We start from the raw sequence: 15,175 nt of genomic DNA, 5'->3' as shown, positions 1-15,175 counted from the left end.
GGAGTTTGAGACGGCTTCTCCGGTCACATCCCCATCTGGCGGTTGATCGCGGTCGCTCCGATCTCGACCGCGAGATCCCGGCCTGCGTTGCCGAGGTATGCAGCGGTCTTGCGCAACCAGCCCTTCCGCTCTGGGTCCGGCTCGCGTTCCGCGGCCTCGTCAAGGGCGGCGACGAGGCGATCGGCGATGCTTTCGGGGTGTGGGCCACGCGCCGACCGCTCGTCTTGCGTGACCAGTGGGCTTGCCAACGAGGCTGATCCCACCGGAGGCTCGTCGCTCCAGCTTGGTGATGAACGGTGGGTCTTCACCTTCCAGAGCCCGCAGCGCGGCCTCGACGTGGTCAGCGTCCACACTCGATTGCTCCACGATTTCGTTCGGGCGCATGACTCGCCCGGTGCGCTCGAACACCTCCACGATCGCCGTGAGCACGGGCAGGTCTCTGCTGGCCCAGGTCTCGTCCATGTCCCCATTCACTCAGATGCCACTGACAAGGCCAGCGAGTGCGGCACGCTGGGTACATGACAAGCGGCGACGACATGGGCGAGCGTGACGTCATCCCCGAGTTGGCGGCCGCCATCGATGAACTGCGCTCTCTCCTCCGAGCCTTCGACGACGTCCGGCCTTCGGACATGGACGAACGCTTCTACCTCCATGCCTACAACGAACTGGACCTGGCTGGCCGGACGGTCATCGACGCTTTCGACCGAGAGCGGGACACAGACGAGGGGCTGTGGCGCAAGTAGGTGGCTCTCCCGGACGGGGACGCTGCACCACCCTTAGGGTTGCGAGTAGTGAATACCGGTAATGGCGACCCCCAGCTGGCGGCGGAGCAGCGTGCGCGCGTGCTGATCGACCGCCAGCTCGCTGATGCCGGGTGGTCGGTGCAGGACAAGAAGTCGCTGAACCTGATCGCCCACCAGGGGGTCGCCTGCCGTGAGGTCGTCATGAAGGCCGGGCACGGTCGCGTCGACTACCTGCTCTACGTCGATCGCAAGGTCGTCGGGGTGATCGAGGCCAAGCCTGAGGGCACGACCCTGTCGGGCGTGGAGTGGCAGTCCGCGGTCTACGCCAACGGTTTGCCGGCGGAGGCCGAGCTGAAGTCGATCACCGTCGACGGCCGGTTGCCCTTCGTCTTCGAGGCCAGCGGCTCCGAGACCCACTTCACCAACGGCTATGACCCTCATCCGAGGGCTCGCCGGATCTTCAACTTCCCGACCCCATCGACCCTGGCCAAGCAGATCCGCGATGCCGAGGCCGACCCCGCCAGGCCCACGTGGCGAGCCAAGGTCCAGGATCTCCCGCCGCTCGACGAGGCGCCACTCCGTCCGGCCCAGATCACTGCGATCAAAGGCATCGAGCAGAGCCTGGCCAAGCAGCATCACGACCGGTCCCTCGTCCAGATGGCCACCGGAGCCGGTAAGACGTACACGGCCGTCACCGCGGCATACCGCCTCCTGAAGTTCGGCGGATTCCGGCGGATCCTCTTCCTCGTCGACCGCAACAACCTGGCCGAGCAGACGATCGCCGAGTTCCAGAACTACCGCACCCCCGACGACGGACGCCGCTTCACCGAGCTCTACAACGTAGACAAGCTGACCAGCGCCGGGATGCTCGGCTCCTCCCACGTCATCGTCTCCACCATCCAGCGGGTCTACTCGGCCTTGCGCGGCCAGGAGGTCACCGAGGGTGACGACCCGAACCTCGATGACTTCGTCCCCGATGCCCCGGTCACCGTCACGTACTCACCCGAGATGCCGCCCGAAGCGTTTGACCTGGTCATCGTCGACGAGGCCCACCGCTCGATCTATGGCGTGTGGCGCGGCGTCCTCGAGTACTTCGACGCCCACGTCGTCGGCCTCACCGCGACCCCGGGCAAGCAGACCTTCGCGTTCTTCCGGCAGAACCTCGTCTCCGAGTACACCTACCCGCAGTCCGTCGCCGACCGCGTCAACGTCGACTTCGACCTCTACCGGATCCGCACGCAGATGAGTGAGCAGGGAGGCGCGATCGAGGCCGGCACGATCGTGCCTAAGGTCGACCGCCGCACCCGACAGCAGCGGCTTGAGGCGATCGAGGAGGACTTCGAGTACACGCACAAGCAGCTCGACCGGGCGGTCACGGCGAAGTCGCAGATCCGCCTCGTGCTGGAGACCTTCCGCGACAAGCTCTTCACCGAGATCTTCCCCGGCCGCTCCACCGTCCCCAAGACCCTGATCTTCGCCAAGGACGACGCCCACGCCGAGGAGATCGTCACCACCGTCCGTGAGGTCTTCGGCAAGGGCAACGACTTTGCCGCCAAGATCACGTATGCCGCCCGCGACCCGAAGAGCCAGCTCCAGGCCTTCCGCACCTCACCGTCGCTGCGGATCGCGGTCACCGTCGACATGATCGCCACCGGCACCGACGTCAAACCGCTGGAGTGCGTCTTCTTCATGCGCGACGTCCGCTCCGCGCAGTACTTCGAGCAGATGAAGGGCCGCGGGGCCCGCACCATCGCCCCGGCCGACTTCCAGTCCGTCACCCCCGACGCCTCAGCCAAGACCCGCTTCGTCATCGTCGACGCCGTGGGGGTCACCGAGCACGACTTCGTCGACCCCCCACTGAACCGCGACAAGTCGATCACGCTCAAGAAGCTCCTCGACAAGGCTGCCACCCTCACGTTGACCGAGGACGAGACCGCCACTCTCGCGTCCCGGCTGGCCATGCTCGAGCTCAAGCTCACCGATGCCGAGCGCAAGGAGCTCGACGACGTCGCCGGCCGCTCGGTGCGTGACATCGTGCGCGGGCTCGTCGACGCTGTCGACCCTGACGTCCAGGCCAAAGTCCTCGACGGAGCCCAGGACCCTGAACAGGCTCGCCGGGACCTTCTTGAGCGGGCCGTCGAACCGATCGCCGGCAACCCCGACCTACGCACCCGCCTCCTCGAGCTGCGCGCCACCCACGACCGGACCATTGACGAGGTCAGCGTCGACACCCTCCTCGACGCCTACGGTGTCGTCGACACCAGCCGCGCCAAGTCTGTCGTCGAGTCGTGGGCGAAGTACCTGCTCGAGCATCGCGACGAGATCACCGCCATCCAGCTCGTCACCGAGGCCAAGGAACGCCGCATCGCCTTCGCCGACGTCCAAGAGCTTGCCGACCGGATCTCCCGACCGCCCTACAACTGGACCCCCGACATCATCTGGCACGCCTACGAAGCCATCGACGTCGACCGGGTTCGCCACAGCGACCGGCACACCCTCACCGACCTGGTGTCACTGCTGCGCTATACCGTCGGCCTTGACAACGAGTTGGTCCCGTATGCCGCCCGAGTTCAGGAGCGGTATGCCGCGTGGCTGGCTCAGCAGGAACAGTCGGGGACCGAGTTCTCGCCCTTGGAGAGGTGGTGGCTGGACCGCATGGTCGACGTCATCGCGTCCTCCGCCGGCGTCACCGCCGACGACCTCGACCGAGCACCCTTCACCGAGAAGGGCGGCGTCGACGGAGCACTCCGCGACCTCGGCGATCGCGCCGAGATCTATCTCGACGAACTCAACGCGGAGCTCACCGCGTGATGCCTATCCCCTTCAGACCACTTGGCGAAGTGCTCTTGCCGATGCCCAACAAGAGACTGCTGCAGCAGGGCTGGAGTCCTCGTTGCCTCCCCACTCCGTCTCCTGATCCCGAGCGTTGGGCCGTAGTCAAGACAACAGCAATCCAGGCTGGGTGGTTCGACGACACACAGAACAAGGAACTGCCCCAGCCGCTGAAGCCTCGGCCTGCTATCGAGATTCAGGCAGGTGACCTCCTGATGACTTGCGCAGGTCCTCGATCCAGATGCGGCGTACCAACTCTGGTGCGGAGGACGCGTCCGCGGCTGATGATGTCCGGCAAGATGTATCGGTTTCGACCACAGGACGCGCTCCTGCCCGAGTTCTTGGAGAAATGGCTTCTCAGCCCAGAGGCGCAACGGCGAATAGATCTAATGAAGACCGGTATCAGCGATAGCGGTCTGAACCTGACACAAGACCGCTTCCTGAAGTTGCCTGTTCCGGTACCTAGCGTGGCTGAGCAGCGGCGGATCGTCGAGGTGCTCGAAGAACACATTTCCCGCCTTGACGCCGCCCACAGCAGTTTGACGCTCGCTCACGCGCGGCAAGCTGCGTGGATGAAGGCCACCCTTCAACCGTTGGTGTGGGACGAGTCGTTCCCGCTCACAACTGTCGCTGAAATTCTTAGGGAACCGATGCGGAATGGCCGCTCGGACCGGTCATCCGAGGACCCGTCCGCGGTTCGGACACTCACCCTCACCGCCGTTACTCAAGGTGACTTCTCGGAGCGCAACACCAAGCGGACGACCACGACTCACGCCGTCGCCGCGGGGCTATGGCTGGAGCCAGGCGACGTGTTTGTGCAGCGATCCAACACGCCAGAACTCGTCGGCACGAGCGCCCGCTACGACGGGCCTCGTGAGTGGGCGATCTTCCCGGATCTCTTGATCCGATTGCGGCCCGACGAGGGCTTGATGGACAGCAGGTTCCTTGTTGCCGCTCTGCAATCCGAACGAGCCCACCGCACTATGCGGGCTCGCGCCAAAGGGCTCGCTGGTTCCATGCCGAAGATCGACCAACCGGCCGTGGGAGACACGGTCCTGCCGCTGCCTTCCATGGTGCGGCAACGGGAGATCATCGGACACTTGGCACAGAGAAGGAGTGAGTCCAATCGCCTCAAGTCCTCGTTGGACGCAGCGACCCGACGAGGTCAGGCGCTGCGGGGTGCCGTGCTCGCGGCGGCGTTCGCGGGGAAGCTGACGGGACGGCATACCGATGCCGAAGTGATCGAGGAGTTGGCGCAGCAGTGACTGGCAAGCAGGTGAAACTGTTCCTTGTCGACGGGACGCCGGGCGGGCTGACGACGGCTGAGATCACCAACTGGACCGGGCACGTTCTCTCCGCCCGGCGTTCCGATCTGGCGGATCTCCTGAAGCGCGAGGAAGTGCAGCGCACCGGGGTGTACCTCCTGCTCGGCGATGACGAGACAGCGCTGGGGGACACCCTCTGCTACATCGGAGAGGCTGACGTCATCGCGACCCGCCTTAGGTATCACGCGAACAGTCAGGACAAAGCGTTCTGGGACCGAGTCGTAGTCATCACGTCGAAAGACACGAACCTGACCAAGTCTCACGGCCGGTACCTCGAGTCCCGCTTGATCCAGTTGGCGACCAAGGCAGGCCGCGTCTCACTGGAGAACGGGACAGCTCCGCCGACGCCGAACCTCCCTGAGGCGGATGCCTCGGACATGGAGTACTTCATCGGGCAGTTGCAGATCATGTTGCCGGTCTTGGGGGTCAATGCGATTCGAGTGCGGAAGGCGCCCACTCCGGTCGCTTCTGACCCCGTCGAGTCCCCGATCTTCACGCTGAGCAACGCCAAGGCCGGAGTTCAGGCGTCTGCCCAGCAAATCGATGGTGAGTTCACACTCCTGGCTGGCTCGCGCGTGGTTCCGCACTGGCATGGTGTGGGCAAGGCGATGAGCACCCAGCGCGCCTACGCGGGCTATCGGGCCCGGCACGAGAGCCTCCTGGCGGACGGCTCGATCGTCGCCGAAGGCGGCGTCGGGCTCGTGACCCGGGACATCGCCTTCTCCTCCCCGTCCACGGCAGGCGCCGTAGCGCTCGGTCGCTCCTGCAACGGACGCGTCGAGTGGGTGTCGGCCGAGGGCTCCTTCGGTGCTTGGGAGAGCCGTGGCATCGACTGAGGAACCTCTGGTTGATGCGCGAGCCGTGCTTCGAGGCTTGGCTGCCAAGCGACCCGTCTTCTACTCCGAAGCTGACTTCCAATTCGCGTTCGCGTGGGAGGCCAAGCTTCAACGGCCAGACCTGGCGGTGCGGCTCGAGACTCATCCCGAGCCAGCAGTCCGTCTCGATCTGGAGCTGATCACGCCTGCGGGAGACCGTGGGCTGGCAGTTGAGTTGAAGTACATGACCCGACTCTGGGCGGGAATGGATCGCGGCGAGTCTTTCGCACTGAAGAACCACGGAGCCTCGGACCTGCGCGGCTACGACGTCGTCAAGGACATCCACCGCGTAGAACGCTTCACACTCAACCGGCAAGGGTGGACAGGGCTGGTGGTCGTCCTGACCAATGACGCCAGTTACTGGCGTCCGCGTACCCACGGCCGGATCACCAATGCCGACGCATTCAGGCTCGGCGAAGGCGCCGTGCTGGAGGGCCCACGCGCTTCGGGACCCAACACCGGCGGCACCTCTCGCGGCAGAGAAGCGGCACTCGACCTGCGTGGCTCATATCCGCTGACGTGGATCGACTACTCGACCCTCGGTTCCGGTCCAGCGGAGACATTCCGCGCGCTCATCATCCAGATTGGAGAGACCAATGAAGTGGGGTCGTGAGGAGTCCGAGTGGCAAGAGCTCGTCGAGGCGACAGGCCAGTTCCTCGCCGAGCAGGCGCGATTGGCACGATTGACCACGTACACCGAGGTAAACACCGTCCTGCACCAGCGGACAGGCCACCGACGCTTCGACTTCAACCAAGACAGCGAGCGGGCGGCGCTTGGAGCCATCCTCGGAGAGGTCGCCACCGAGAAGCTGGCCGAGGTGGGCGCACTGATCTCGTCGATCGTTGTCTACCTGGGCCAGAACGACGCAGGCCCTGGCTTCTTCCGACTGGCCTCGTCGCTCGGCCTACTCACCCCCAAGCCCACACTGGACCAGAAGCTCGAGTTCTGGGCCGAGCAGGTAAAGAGGACGCATGACCACTACAGCCACTGACTCCCGACGACTCGTCGACAAGTTGTGGTCGTACTGCGATGTCCTGCGCGATGACGGCGTCGGTGTCATCGAGTACACCGAACAGCTGACCTACCTGCTCTTCCTCAAGATGGCGCACGAGCGCGCCACGCGGAAGCTCCGACCGCAGCGGATCGTGCCGGAGGAGTACTCGTGGCAGCGGCTCCTCGACGCGCAGGGAGACCAGCTGGAGTTCGAGTACACCCGCATCCTCAACGGTCTCGCCCGGCAGCCCGGCGTCATCGGCACCATCTTCCGCAAGGCACAGAACCGCATACAGGACCCAGCAAAGCTCAAGCGCCTCGTCGTCGACCTCATCGACAAGGAGAACTGGAGCGGCACCGGCACCGACATCAAGGGCGACGCCTACGAGGAGCTGCTCAGCAAGGGCGCCTCCGACAAAGGCTCCGGCGCGGGGCAGTACTTCACTCCGCGTGCTCTCATCCAGGCCATCGTCGACGTCATCCAGCCAACGGTCGATGACACCGTCGTGGACCCCGCGTGCGGCACCGGCGGCTTCCTCCTCGTGGCGAGCGAGTATGCCGCGCAGGGCGCCGAATCCATGACACCCACCGAGCGGGACAAGCTCCGAGACAGCTTTGTCACCGGCTTCGAGCTCGTCGATGGAACCGCCCGGCTGGCAGCGATGAACCTGCTGCTCCACGGGATGGGTTCCGCAGACGGCGACTCCCTCATCCAGGTCCGGGACTCGCTCATCGCGGACCCGGGTCAGCGCTGGACCGTCGTGCTGTCGAACCCGCCGTTCGGGAAGAAGTCGTCGCTGACGATGATCGGTGCCGACGGGCGAGAGGTCCGCGAGGACCGCGAGATCGAGCGCCAGGACTTCGTCGCGACAACGAGCAACAAGCAACTCAACTTCGTCCAGCACATCATGACGATCCTCGACACCAACGGCCGTGCGGCCGTGGTCCTCCCGGACAACGTGCTCTTCGAGGGCGGCGCTGGCGAAGTCATCCGCCGGAAGCTGCTCACCGACTTCGACCTGCACACCATGCTGCGCCTACCGACCGGGATCTTCTATGCCCAAGGCGTCAAGGCCAACGTCCTCTTCTTCGACAAGAAGGTCGCACGCCCCGGCCAACCCTGGACTGAACGTCTATGGGTCTACGACCTCAGAACGAATAAGCACTTCACCCTCAAGCAGAACCCCCTCCGGCGAGCCGATCTCGAGGACTTCGTCACGGCGTACAAGCCGGGAAGAGGGGGCGAGCGGGAGGAGAGCGAACGCTGGAAGCCGTTCACCTACGACGAGATCACTGGCCGTGACAAGGCCAACCTCGACATCACCTGGCTGCGCGACGAGAGCCTCGAGGACCTCGACAACCTGCCGTCACCGGACGTCCTAGCGCGCGAGATCGTCGAGGACCTCACTGCAGCGCTTGAGGAGTTCGAAGCAGTCGCGACCGCGTTGGAGGAGCAACTGGGGCGGCCGGCCTCCTGAATGCGCTGGGGGTCACGGTCCGAGGAGCGCGAGAGGGATGACGGCGACCCCGTCCCGGCGGCGGTAGGCCGTGGCGCCCGTCGTGATGACGGCCAGGTCGACGACGCGGTCGGGGAGCTGACCCCGTAGCCAGTGCAGGTGGCGGACGTCGCTGTCGGTGATCGTGGGGGAGAGCTTGACCTCGATGCCGAGGATCGTGCCGGCGGGGCCTTCGACGATGAGGTCGATCTCGTGCTCCCCGCCGTTGGTGCGGAGGTGGTGGACCTGAGCCTCGGCGGCCTGAGCGGCGACGCGGACGTCGAGGGTGACGAGCGACTCGAAGAGGGGCCCCGCCATATGGACGCCGGTGGTGGAGGTCAGGTCGGATGCGCTCAGTCCGAGGAGGCGCGCCGCGAGGGCTGGGTCGGCGAGCTGGTGCTTCGGCGCCTGCTGCAGCCGCCGGATGGGGTTGTTGGCCGGGATCCACCCCGGGACGGGGTCGAGCAGCCAGAGGCGCGTCAGATGGTCGCGGTAGGCGATCGTGGTCGTCTTGGCGGGCTGGGAGCCATCGCCACCCGTGGTGGCGTCGAGCAGGCGCGAGTAGGCGGTGGTCGTGGACGAGGCCGCGGCATACGCCGTCAACCAGCGGCGGAGCGTCTCGGGACGGCGGACCTCGACCCCCGCGTCGGGGAGATCCCGGTCCACGATCCTTCGGAGATAAGAGTCGAGGAGAGTCCGGCGCACCCGTGGTGGGGTGCCCATGATGCCGGGCAGTCCGCTGCGGGTGATGGCGTCCGCATAGTCGGTGAGACCGAGGGTGGACGTGCCACCGATCTCGGCTTCCCCGCGCAGCAGCGCTGCGAGGAAGATGGTCGGCTGCGTCTGGGCGCGTTCGTGCAGCGTCATGGGGCGCATCCGCAGGGACACGATCCGGCCTGCGCCGCTGTGCGTCCCCGCGGCGTCCACCGGGGTCGCTGACCCGGTCAGGAGGAAGCGCCCGGGCGGGGCGCCCGCGTCGACCTGCCGTCTCACCGAGTCCCACACCTGAGGCAGCTGTTGCCACTCGTCGATCAGCAGCGTGCCTCGTGGCGCCGCGCTCATGGAGAAGTCCGCGGCCACGACCTCCCGCTGTGCAGGGTCATCGAGCAGCCAGCTGGCGTCGGCGCGGCGGAGCGCCGTGCCCGTCTTGCCGACACCCTTGGGCCCGTCCAGGGCGATGGCGGCGACCCCGGGCAGGAGCTCGTCCAGCTCTGCGTCAACGGTCCGAGAGAGGTAGGGCACGAGCGCTACGCTACCTTTTGCAGGTGCCCTAGACTACCTTTTGCAGGTCTCCCAGTCTACTTCGTGCAGGATCCGGCGCCGGATCGGCCTGTGCCCGCAGCTTGGGGGCGCTGAGCTCGGCATACCGAGCTGTTGGACGTGGCGGCGTGACAAGGTGAGCTTCATGACCGGTCCGGTGCTACGCCTCGTGCTTCCCCACCAGTTGTTCGAGACGCATCTGGATGCCCCCCGCGGGACCTCCTTCGTCCTGGTGGAGGACGATCTGTTGCTGCGGCAGTACGCCTTCCACGCTCACAAGCTCGTGCTCCACCGGGCGTCGATGGCACGCTTTGCGCGACGGCTGACGGAGCGGGGCCACACGGTGGAGATGATCGACTCCCGTGCGGAGGCGGCCACCGCTGATCGTCTGGCGGCCCTCGTGCGCCATCGGCGCCCGTCCCAGGTGCAGGTGTATGACGTGCACGACGACTGGCTCGCCCGTGGCCTGACCGACGCCCTGGCCGCGGGTGGGTACCGGCTGCAGCCGCAGGACGTGCTGGAGACGCCCGGCTTCCTGACCACCCGGCGCGAGCTCACCGACTGGTTCGCCGAGCACCCCGCGCGGATGCAGCACTTCTACACCTGGCAGCGGCGCCGCCTCGACGTCCTCGTGGACGGCAGCGCCCCGGTCGGGGGTCGTTGGTCCTTCGACACCGACAACCGCAAGAAGCTGCCCCGGGGCTACCACCCGCCGCCGGTCCGCCTGGTGACCGAGCACGCGCCGGAGGTGCGGGAAGCGATCACGTGGGTCGAGCAGGAGTTCCCGGACGCGCCGGGCGACCCCCGCACGTTCGGTTGGCCGACGTCCCACGACGAGGCCCGCCAGCACCTGCGCGACTTCGTCGTCGAGCGGCTCGACCTGTTCGGGCCCTACGAGGACGCCATCTCCAGCCGGCACGCCTTCGTGCACCACGGGTTGCTGACCCCGATGCTCAACATCGGTCTGCTCACCCCCTCCGAGGTGCTCGACACGGTGCTGGCCGCCGCGGACGACCGGGACGTGCCGCTCGCCTCGCTCGAGGGCTTCGTGCGGCAGATCATCGGGTGGCGGGAGTACATACGCGCGACGTACCACCTCTACGGTCCACGGATCCGCACCGCCAACACCCTTCGGCACACCAGGCCACTGGACGAGGGCTGGTGGACGGCACGGACGGGGCTCCTGCCGGTGGACCTGGTGGTCGCTCGGGTCCTGGACACCGGCTACGCCCACCACATCGAGCGGCTGATGGTGCTCGGCAACGCGATGTGCCTGCTGCGCACGGACCCGGCGGACGCCTACGAGTGGTTCATGCAGATGTTCGTCGACGCCTACGACTGGGTGATGGTGCCCAACGTCTATGCCATGAGCCAGTTCGCCGTCGGCGAGGCCATGACGACCAAGCCCTATGTGTCGGGCAGCAACTACCTCACGTCGATGTCGGACCTGCCGCCCGGGGACTGGCGCAAGGACTGGGACGGTCTCTACTGGGCATTCGTGCGTGATCATCGTGAGGTGTTCGAGGCCAACCATCGCTCGCGCCGCATCCCGGCCCTGTGGGACGGTTTCGACGAGGCGCGACAGTCGGCTCACCTGGAGCGCGCGGCGGCCTGGCTCGGCTGACGTCCACCACGGCGTGCGCCTCCTGACCTCGACATGCGCGGGCAACGGGCTCTAGGGTCGGTCCCGTCCCATACTCGGAGGCCACGTGAGACGCCACGACCTGGTCATCATCGGAGCCGGCAACGCCGGCATCTCGTTGGCGGCGCGTGCCTCACGCCTGGGGTGCCGCGACGTCGTGGTCATCGCCCCAGGCGAGCTGCACCGTTACCGGCCGCTCCTCAACTACGTCGCCGGGGGCCAGGCCCGGATGAGCACCCTCACCAGACCGACAGCGTCAGTGGTGCCGAGGTCCGTCACCTGGCTCCGCGGCACCGCGACCGCGATCGATCCCCACGCCAAGACGGTCACCCTCGCCTCCGGCGACCAGATCGGCTACCACGACGTCGTCGTCGCCACCGGGCTCGACCCCGACCTGCCAGCCACCGCCGGGCTCGCGGAGGCGATGGAGGCCGGTTGGTCGTCGAGCGCCCACCTGACCGATCGCGCCGAGGATGTCTGGTATGCCGTCCGCAGGCTGCGGCGGGGCCGGGTCGTCTTCTCCATCCCGCCGGAGCCCTCGCCCTGCGGCGGCACGGCCTTGAAGCCGCTCTTCCTGGCCGCCGCTCACTGGCGCAGGCAGGGCCTGCTCGGCGACATCGACCTGCATCTGGTCACGCCCTACGCGGGCGTGCTGGACATCCCCTTCGTCGAGGACACTCTGCAGGCGGAGCTCGACCGCATCGGCGTCACGGTGCATCGACGCAGCACGGTCACGTCGGTCTCGCACGACAGCTGCGCCGTGACCCTGTCGGGCGACGGTGGTGACACGACGATCCAGGACGTCGAGCACGCCTTCATCGTTCCCGCCTACCGGGCCCCCCGGTGGCTTGCTCCGCTCGCGGGCGACCACCCCGCGGGTCTGGTGGACGTGGACCCCTCGACCCTGGCCCACCGGCGCCATCCGTCGCTCTGGAGCCTGGGCGACGTCGCTGACCTTCGCACCCGACCCTCCGGAGGGGCGCTGCGCCGCCAGGTGGAGGTCCTTGCCGCCAACATCTCGCTCGCCCGCCGCCGCCGACAGCCGCGGCGCTACGACGGCTACACCGTCATCCCCATCACCACCGACAGACACAGGCTCATGCTCATCGAGTTCGACCGTCAGCTGCAGCCCCAACCCACGGTCTCGTGGACGGACCTGACGCGGCCCCGGGCCGACCTGTGGTTCTTCGACCGGTACGTCGAGCCCATCATCTACTTCCACGCCCTGCTGGACGGCAGGGTCTAGCGACCTCCTCGGCCCCACGACCCCCTGCGCGAGACGTTGAGAGGCGGCATACGGGGGTCAAATCGCCCGGATAACCCCCATCTGGCGCCTCTCGATGAGGGGTGGGGCCGTCCCCTCCGGACGCATCGCTGACCCCGGTCGGCGCCGCACCTGACATCCGTCGGCCCGGGCGCGCCCACCTGGGTCATGATGGGGGAGGCCGGGACCACGACCCGGGCCGACCACGGAGGTAGACCTGTGCACCTGCACCACGAGGCCGTCCTGGACGCCCAGCTGCCGGACGTCTGGGCCCGGGCGACGGACTGCCGTGTCGTCGCCGCATCCTTCCCGGGGGGCACCATCACCGAGGCGACGCACGAGAGCTTCACCGGTGAGGTGGCGGTCAGGGTGGGGCTGCTGACGCTGACGTTCGCGGGCGCGGGCAGGTACGAGGAGCGGGACGAGGCCGCGCACCGGGCAGTCATCTGCGCCTCCGGTCGCCAGCGCTGGGGACCGGGGCGGGCCGACATACGGATGTGTCTGCAGCTGCAGGAGGTGGCCCCCGGGACCACCCGTGCCGTGCTGGACACCGAGCTGAGCGTCAACGGCACCTCCCTCCCGCTGGCCGGGCCGCTGGGCGCGAGGATCGCAGCCCCGCTGGTGCAGTCCTTCCTGCGGCGGCTGGCCTGCGTCGAGGAGCATTAAGCGTCATCGCGGCTCGATAGGCTGCCAGCAGGGGCGCGGCACCTTTTGGTGTCCGGGGGATCGGAGAGACATGCGAGCGGTGCTGGTTGCGATCGGCAGCCACGGCGACGTCGTGCCGTTCGTGGCCCTGGCCGAGAGGCTGCTCGCCGCGGGCCACGAGGTGGTCCTCGTCACCCACCGGTCGCTGCTGCCCGCAGGGGGTCAAGGCGTCGAGCTCGTCGGCATCGACAGTGACCCGTCGACCCTGCTGGCGGGGCCGGCGGCGCGTTCCCTGCGCCGGGGCGACCTTCGTGGCCTCTACCGCGCCCGGGCCCTCTTCGCTGACTACCTCCTCTCGGCCGGGGGACCGACGGCCGACTCCCTCGACGGCGCCGACGTGGTGGTCGCCTCGACCTTCGCGATGACGGCGGTCGCGGCTGCGCGAGACCACCAGGTGCCCGTGGTCCGGGCCCACCTTTGGCCCGAGCCCAGCAGCCTCGACGGCCCGATGCCGCTGCTGCCCTACTCGTGGCTGCTGCCGGGGGCGGTGCGGCGGTCCGCCAGGTCGGTCCAGCGTCGTGGCGAGCCGCTGCTCGCGGGGTTCGAACGCCGCCGGTCTGGCAGGCGGATGCGCGTGATGCCCACCCGGTCCGAGGGATTCCTGACCACCGACCTGGGGTCCCTCTACGCATACTCCCCGGCCCTGGTCCCGGCCGAGGTGTGCGCGCCGGCGCATGGGCAGGCCGGCCCTGCGGCCAGGGCCACGGTGACGGGGTGGTGGACCCCGCGCGCCGGAGGGCTGTCGGCGCAGACCCGCCAGCTGCTCGACGACCCGGGCCCGCCGTGGTTGTTCGTGGGGTTCGGCTCTATGCCGTCGCTGCAGCCGGGCAGGCTGCTGCCCCTGGTCGAGGGGATCTGTCGGGCGCACGGTCTCAGGGCCGTGGTGCAGCTGGGCTCAACCGCGGCGGTCCCGTCCGCTCCAGCCCCGCCCGGCTCGCCGGTGCGGCTGATCGGTCCCGAGCCTCATGACGCCCTGCTGCCACGTATGGCGCTCGCCGTTCACCACGGCGGGGCAGGGACCACCGGTGCGGTCTGTCGAGCGGGCATACCGTCCGTGGTGGTCCCGCACATGGCGGACCAGTTCTACTGGGCGCACCGGCTCCACGCCCTGGGGGTCGCTCCGGTCGGCCTGCCGTCTGCGGCCCTGCGCGCGCCCGCCGTCGCCGTCCCGATGCTGTCCCGGCTCGTTGCGCGGGCGCTGAGCCCACGCACGGTCGCTCGGGCCCGCGCGTTGGGCGACCGGGTCCGCGAGGAGGACGGCGTCGGCGCGGCCGTGCGCTGGCTCGAGGACGTGGTGGGCCGTGCCTGACCCCGACCAGGACGAGGCACCGCAGGGGACGGCCAGGCTGGGAGCCTGGCTGATCGTGGTCGGCACTGCGACGTTCACCGTCGTGTGGGTGATGGGTCTGCTGACGGCGTCGCCCGCCTTCTCCTGGCACCACAGCATGATCAGCGACCTGGGGTCGCACGCCTGCGTCGTGCGCAACGGCTACCGCATGTGCTCGCAGCACGCGGCGTCGTTCAACCTTGGTCTCGTCGTCGCTGGCATCGCTGTCGCCACAGCCTCCTGGTGCGTGCGGCGCGTGTGGGGGCGCCCGTTGACCTTCGCCACCACCTCGCTGGGGGCGGGCCTGCTGCTGCTGGGACTCGTCCCCTCGGACGTCAGCCATGGGGTGCACATGGTGGGCGCGGTGCTCACGCTGCCGATGACCGCGGCAGGTGTGCTCATCTCGGCGGAGGCGGCCTCCGCCCCCCTGCCGCCCGGGGGTGTGGCGCGCCGCGCACGACGACGCCGGGTCCTGCACGTGCGGCGCAGCCTGGGCGCGGTGGCGCTGGTGGCCTGCCTGGACCACCTCCTCGGGGACTCGCGTGCCGTGATCCCCCGGGGGGTCGCCGAAGCCGTGTCAGTGGTGGCGATCGTCACCGCCCTGCTCCTCGAAGCCTGGAGGTTCCTGTCCTGGCGCCCACGCCAGGGGTGGCAGCTCCCGTGGCGGGAGCGAGCCGCCCCCGACTGACCTCGCGCAGCCGATCGTCAGCAC

General features: G+C 68.1%; 14 protein-coding genes. 12 read left to right on the top strand and 2 right to left on the bottom strand.

The features are described 5' to 3' along the window. Positions 1-23: 23 nt before the first annotated feature. Positions 24-308, bottom strand: a complete 285-nt coding sequence (locus tag ADJ73_RS04040; protein ID WP_156188103.1) for a hypothetical protein — start codon at positions 306-308, stop codon at positions 24-26. Between the two features lie 210 nt (positions 309-518). On the opposite strand from ADJ73_RS04040, the gene ADJ73_RS04035 reads away from it, so the two are divergent. The 7 genes from ADJ73_RS04035 to ADJ73_RS04005 all read left to right on the top strand — a co-directional run bounded on the left by ADJ73_RS04035 (position 519) and on the right by ADJ73_RS04005 (position 8,247). Further along, entirely contained in the window at positions 519-743 is a 225-nt protein-coding gene (locus ADJ73_RS04035) for a hypothetical protein (protein WP_050347207.1), read from the top strand. A 99-nt stretch (positions 744-842) separates the two neighbouring features. Next, positions 843-3,554, top strand: a complete 2,712-nt coding sequence (locus tag ADJ73_RS04030) for a type I restriction endonuclease subunit R (protein WP_253272662.1) — start codon at positions 843-845, stop codon at positions 3,552-3,554. A gap of 305 nt (positions 3,555-3,859) precedes the next feature. Then, positions 3,860-4,840, top strand: a complete 981-nt coding sequence (locus ADJ73_RS04025) for a restriction endonuclease subunit S (protein WP_050347205.1) — start codon at positions 3,860-3,862, stop codon at positions 4,838-4,840. After that, complete coding sequence (locus ADJ73_RS04020; protein WP_050347204.1) at positions 4,837-5,736, top strand: GIY-YIG nuclease family protein; 900 nt, start codon at positions 4,837-4,839, stop codon at positions 5,734-5,736. The genes ADJ73_RS04025 and ADJ73_RS04020 overlap by 4 nt, the downstream gene beginning before the upstream one ends. Continuing rightward, the gene (locus ADJ73_RS04015) at positions 5,723-6,388 is read left to right on the top strand and encodes a hypothetical protein (protein ID WP_172669697.1); all 666 of its coding nucleotides are present in this window, start codon (positions 5,723-5,725) and stop codon (positions 6,386-6,388) included. Before ADJ73_RS04020 ends, ADJ73_RS04015 begins: the two co-directional genes overlap by 14 nt. Further along, positions 6,372-6,767, top strand: a complete 396-nt coding sequence (locus ADJ73_RS04010) for a hypothetical protein (RefSeq protein ID WP_050347202.1) — start codon at positions 6,372-6,374, stop codon at positions 6,765-6,767. Before ADJ73_RS04015 ends, ADJ73_RS04010 begins: the two co-directional genes overlap by 17 nt. After that, positions 6,748-8,247 carry a type I restriction-modification system subunit M gene (locus tag ADJ73_RS04005; protein WP_050347201.1) on the top strand — a complete coding sequence of 500 codons (1,500 nt, stop codon included), beginning with the start codon at positions 6,748-6,750 and terminating at the stop codon, positions 8,245-8,247. The genes ADJ73_RS04010 and ADJ73_RS04005 overlap by 20 nt, the downstream gene beginning before the upstream one ends. Before the next feature lie 12 nt (positions 8,248-8,259). Here the strand turns inward: ADJ73_RS04005 and ADJ73_RS04000 are convergent, their stop codons facing one another. Beyond that, entirely contained in the window at positions 8,260-9,507 is a 1,248-nt protein-coding gene (locus ADJ73_RS04000; protein WP_050347200.1) for an ATP-binding protein, read from the bottom strand. 163 nt (positions 9,508-9,670) lie between these two features. Here ADJ73_RS04000 and ADJ73_RS03995 point away from each other — a divergent pair, with 163 nt between their 5' ends. From ADJ73_RS03995 to ADJ73_RS03975, 5 genes are all read left to right on the top strand, one after another. After that, positions 9,671-11,149, top strand: a complete 1,479-nt coding sequence (locus ADJ73_RS03995; RefSeq protein ID WP_050347199.1) for a cryptochrome/photolyase family protein — start codon at positions 9,671-9,673, stop codon at positions 11,147-11,149. An 85-nt stretch (positions 11,150-11,234) separates the two neighbouring features. Beyond that, on the top strand, positions 11,235-12,413 hold the full coding sequence (locus ADJ73_RS03990) for an FAD-dependent oxidoreductase (protein ID WP_050347198.1): 1,179 nt from the start codon (positions 11,235-11,237) through the stop codon (positions 12,411-12,413). A gap of 237 nt (positions 12,414-12,650) precedes the next feature. Continuing rightward, on the top strand, positions 12,651-13,097 hold the full coding sequence (locus tag ADJ73_RS03985) for a CoxG family protein (protein WP_050347197.1): 447 nt from the start codon (positions 12,651-12,653) through the stop codon (positions 13,095-13,097). Positions 13,098-13,176: 79 nt separating this feature from the next. Then, positions 13,177-14,445 carry a glycosyltransferase gene (locus ADJ73_RS03980; protein WP_172669696.1) on the top strand — a complete coding sequence of 423 codons (1,269 nt, stop codon included), beginning with the start codon at positions 13,177-13,179 and terminating at the stop codon, positions 14,443-14,445. Next, entirely contained in the window at positions 14,438-15,151 is a 714-nt protein-coding gene (locus ADJ73_RS03975; protein WP_050347195.1) for a hypothetical protein, read from the top strand. Before ADJ73_RS03980 ends, ADJ73_RS03975 begins: the two co-directional genes overlap by 8 nt. Positions 15,152-15,175: the final 24 nt, after the last annotated feature.

Source organism: Arsenicicoccus sp. oral taxon 190 (genome assembly GCF_001189535.1).
Lineage (GTDB): Bacteria > Actinomycetota > Actinomycetes > Actinomycetales > Dermatophilaceae > Arsenicicoccus.
This window is presented reverse-complemented; position numbering and strand designations above follow the sequence as displayed.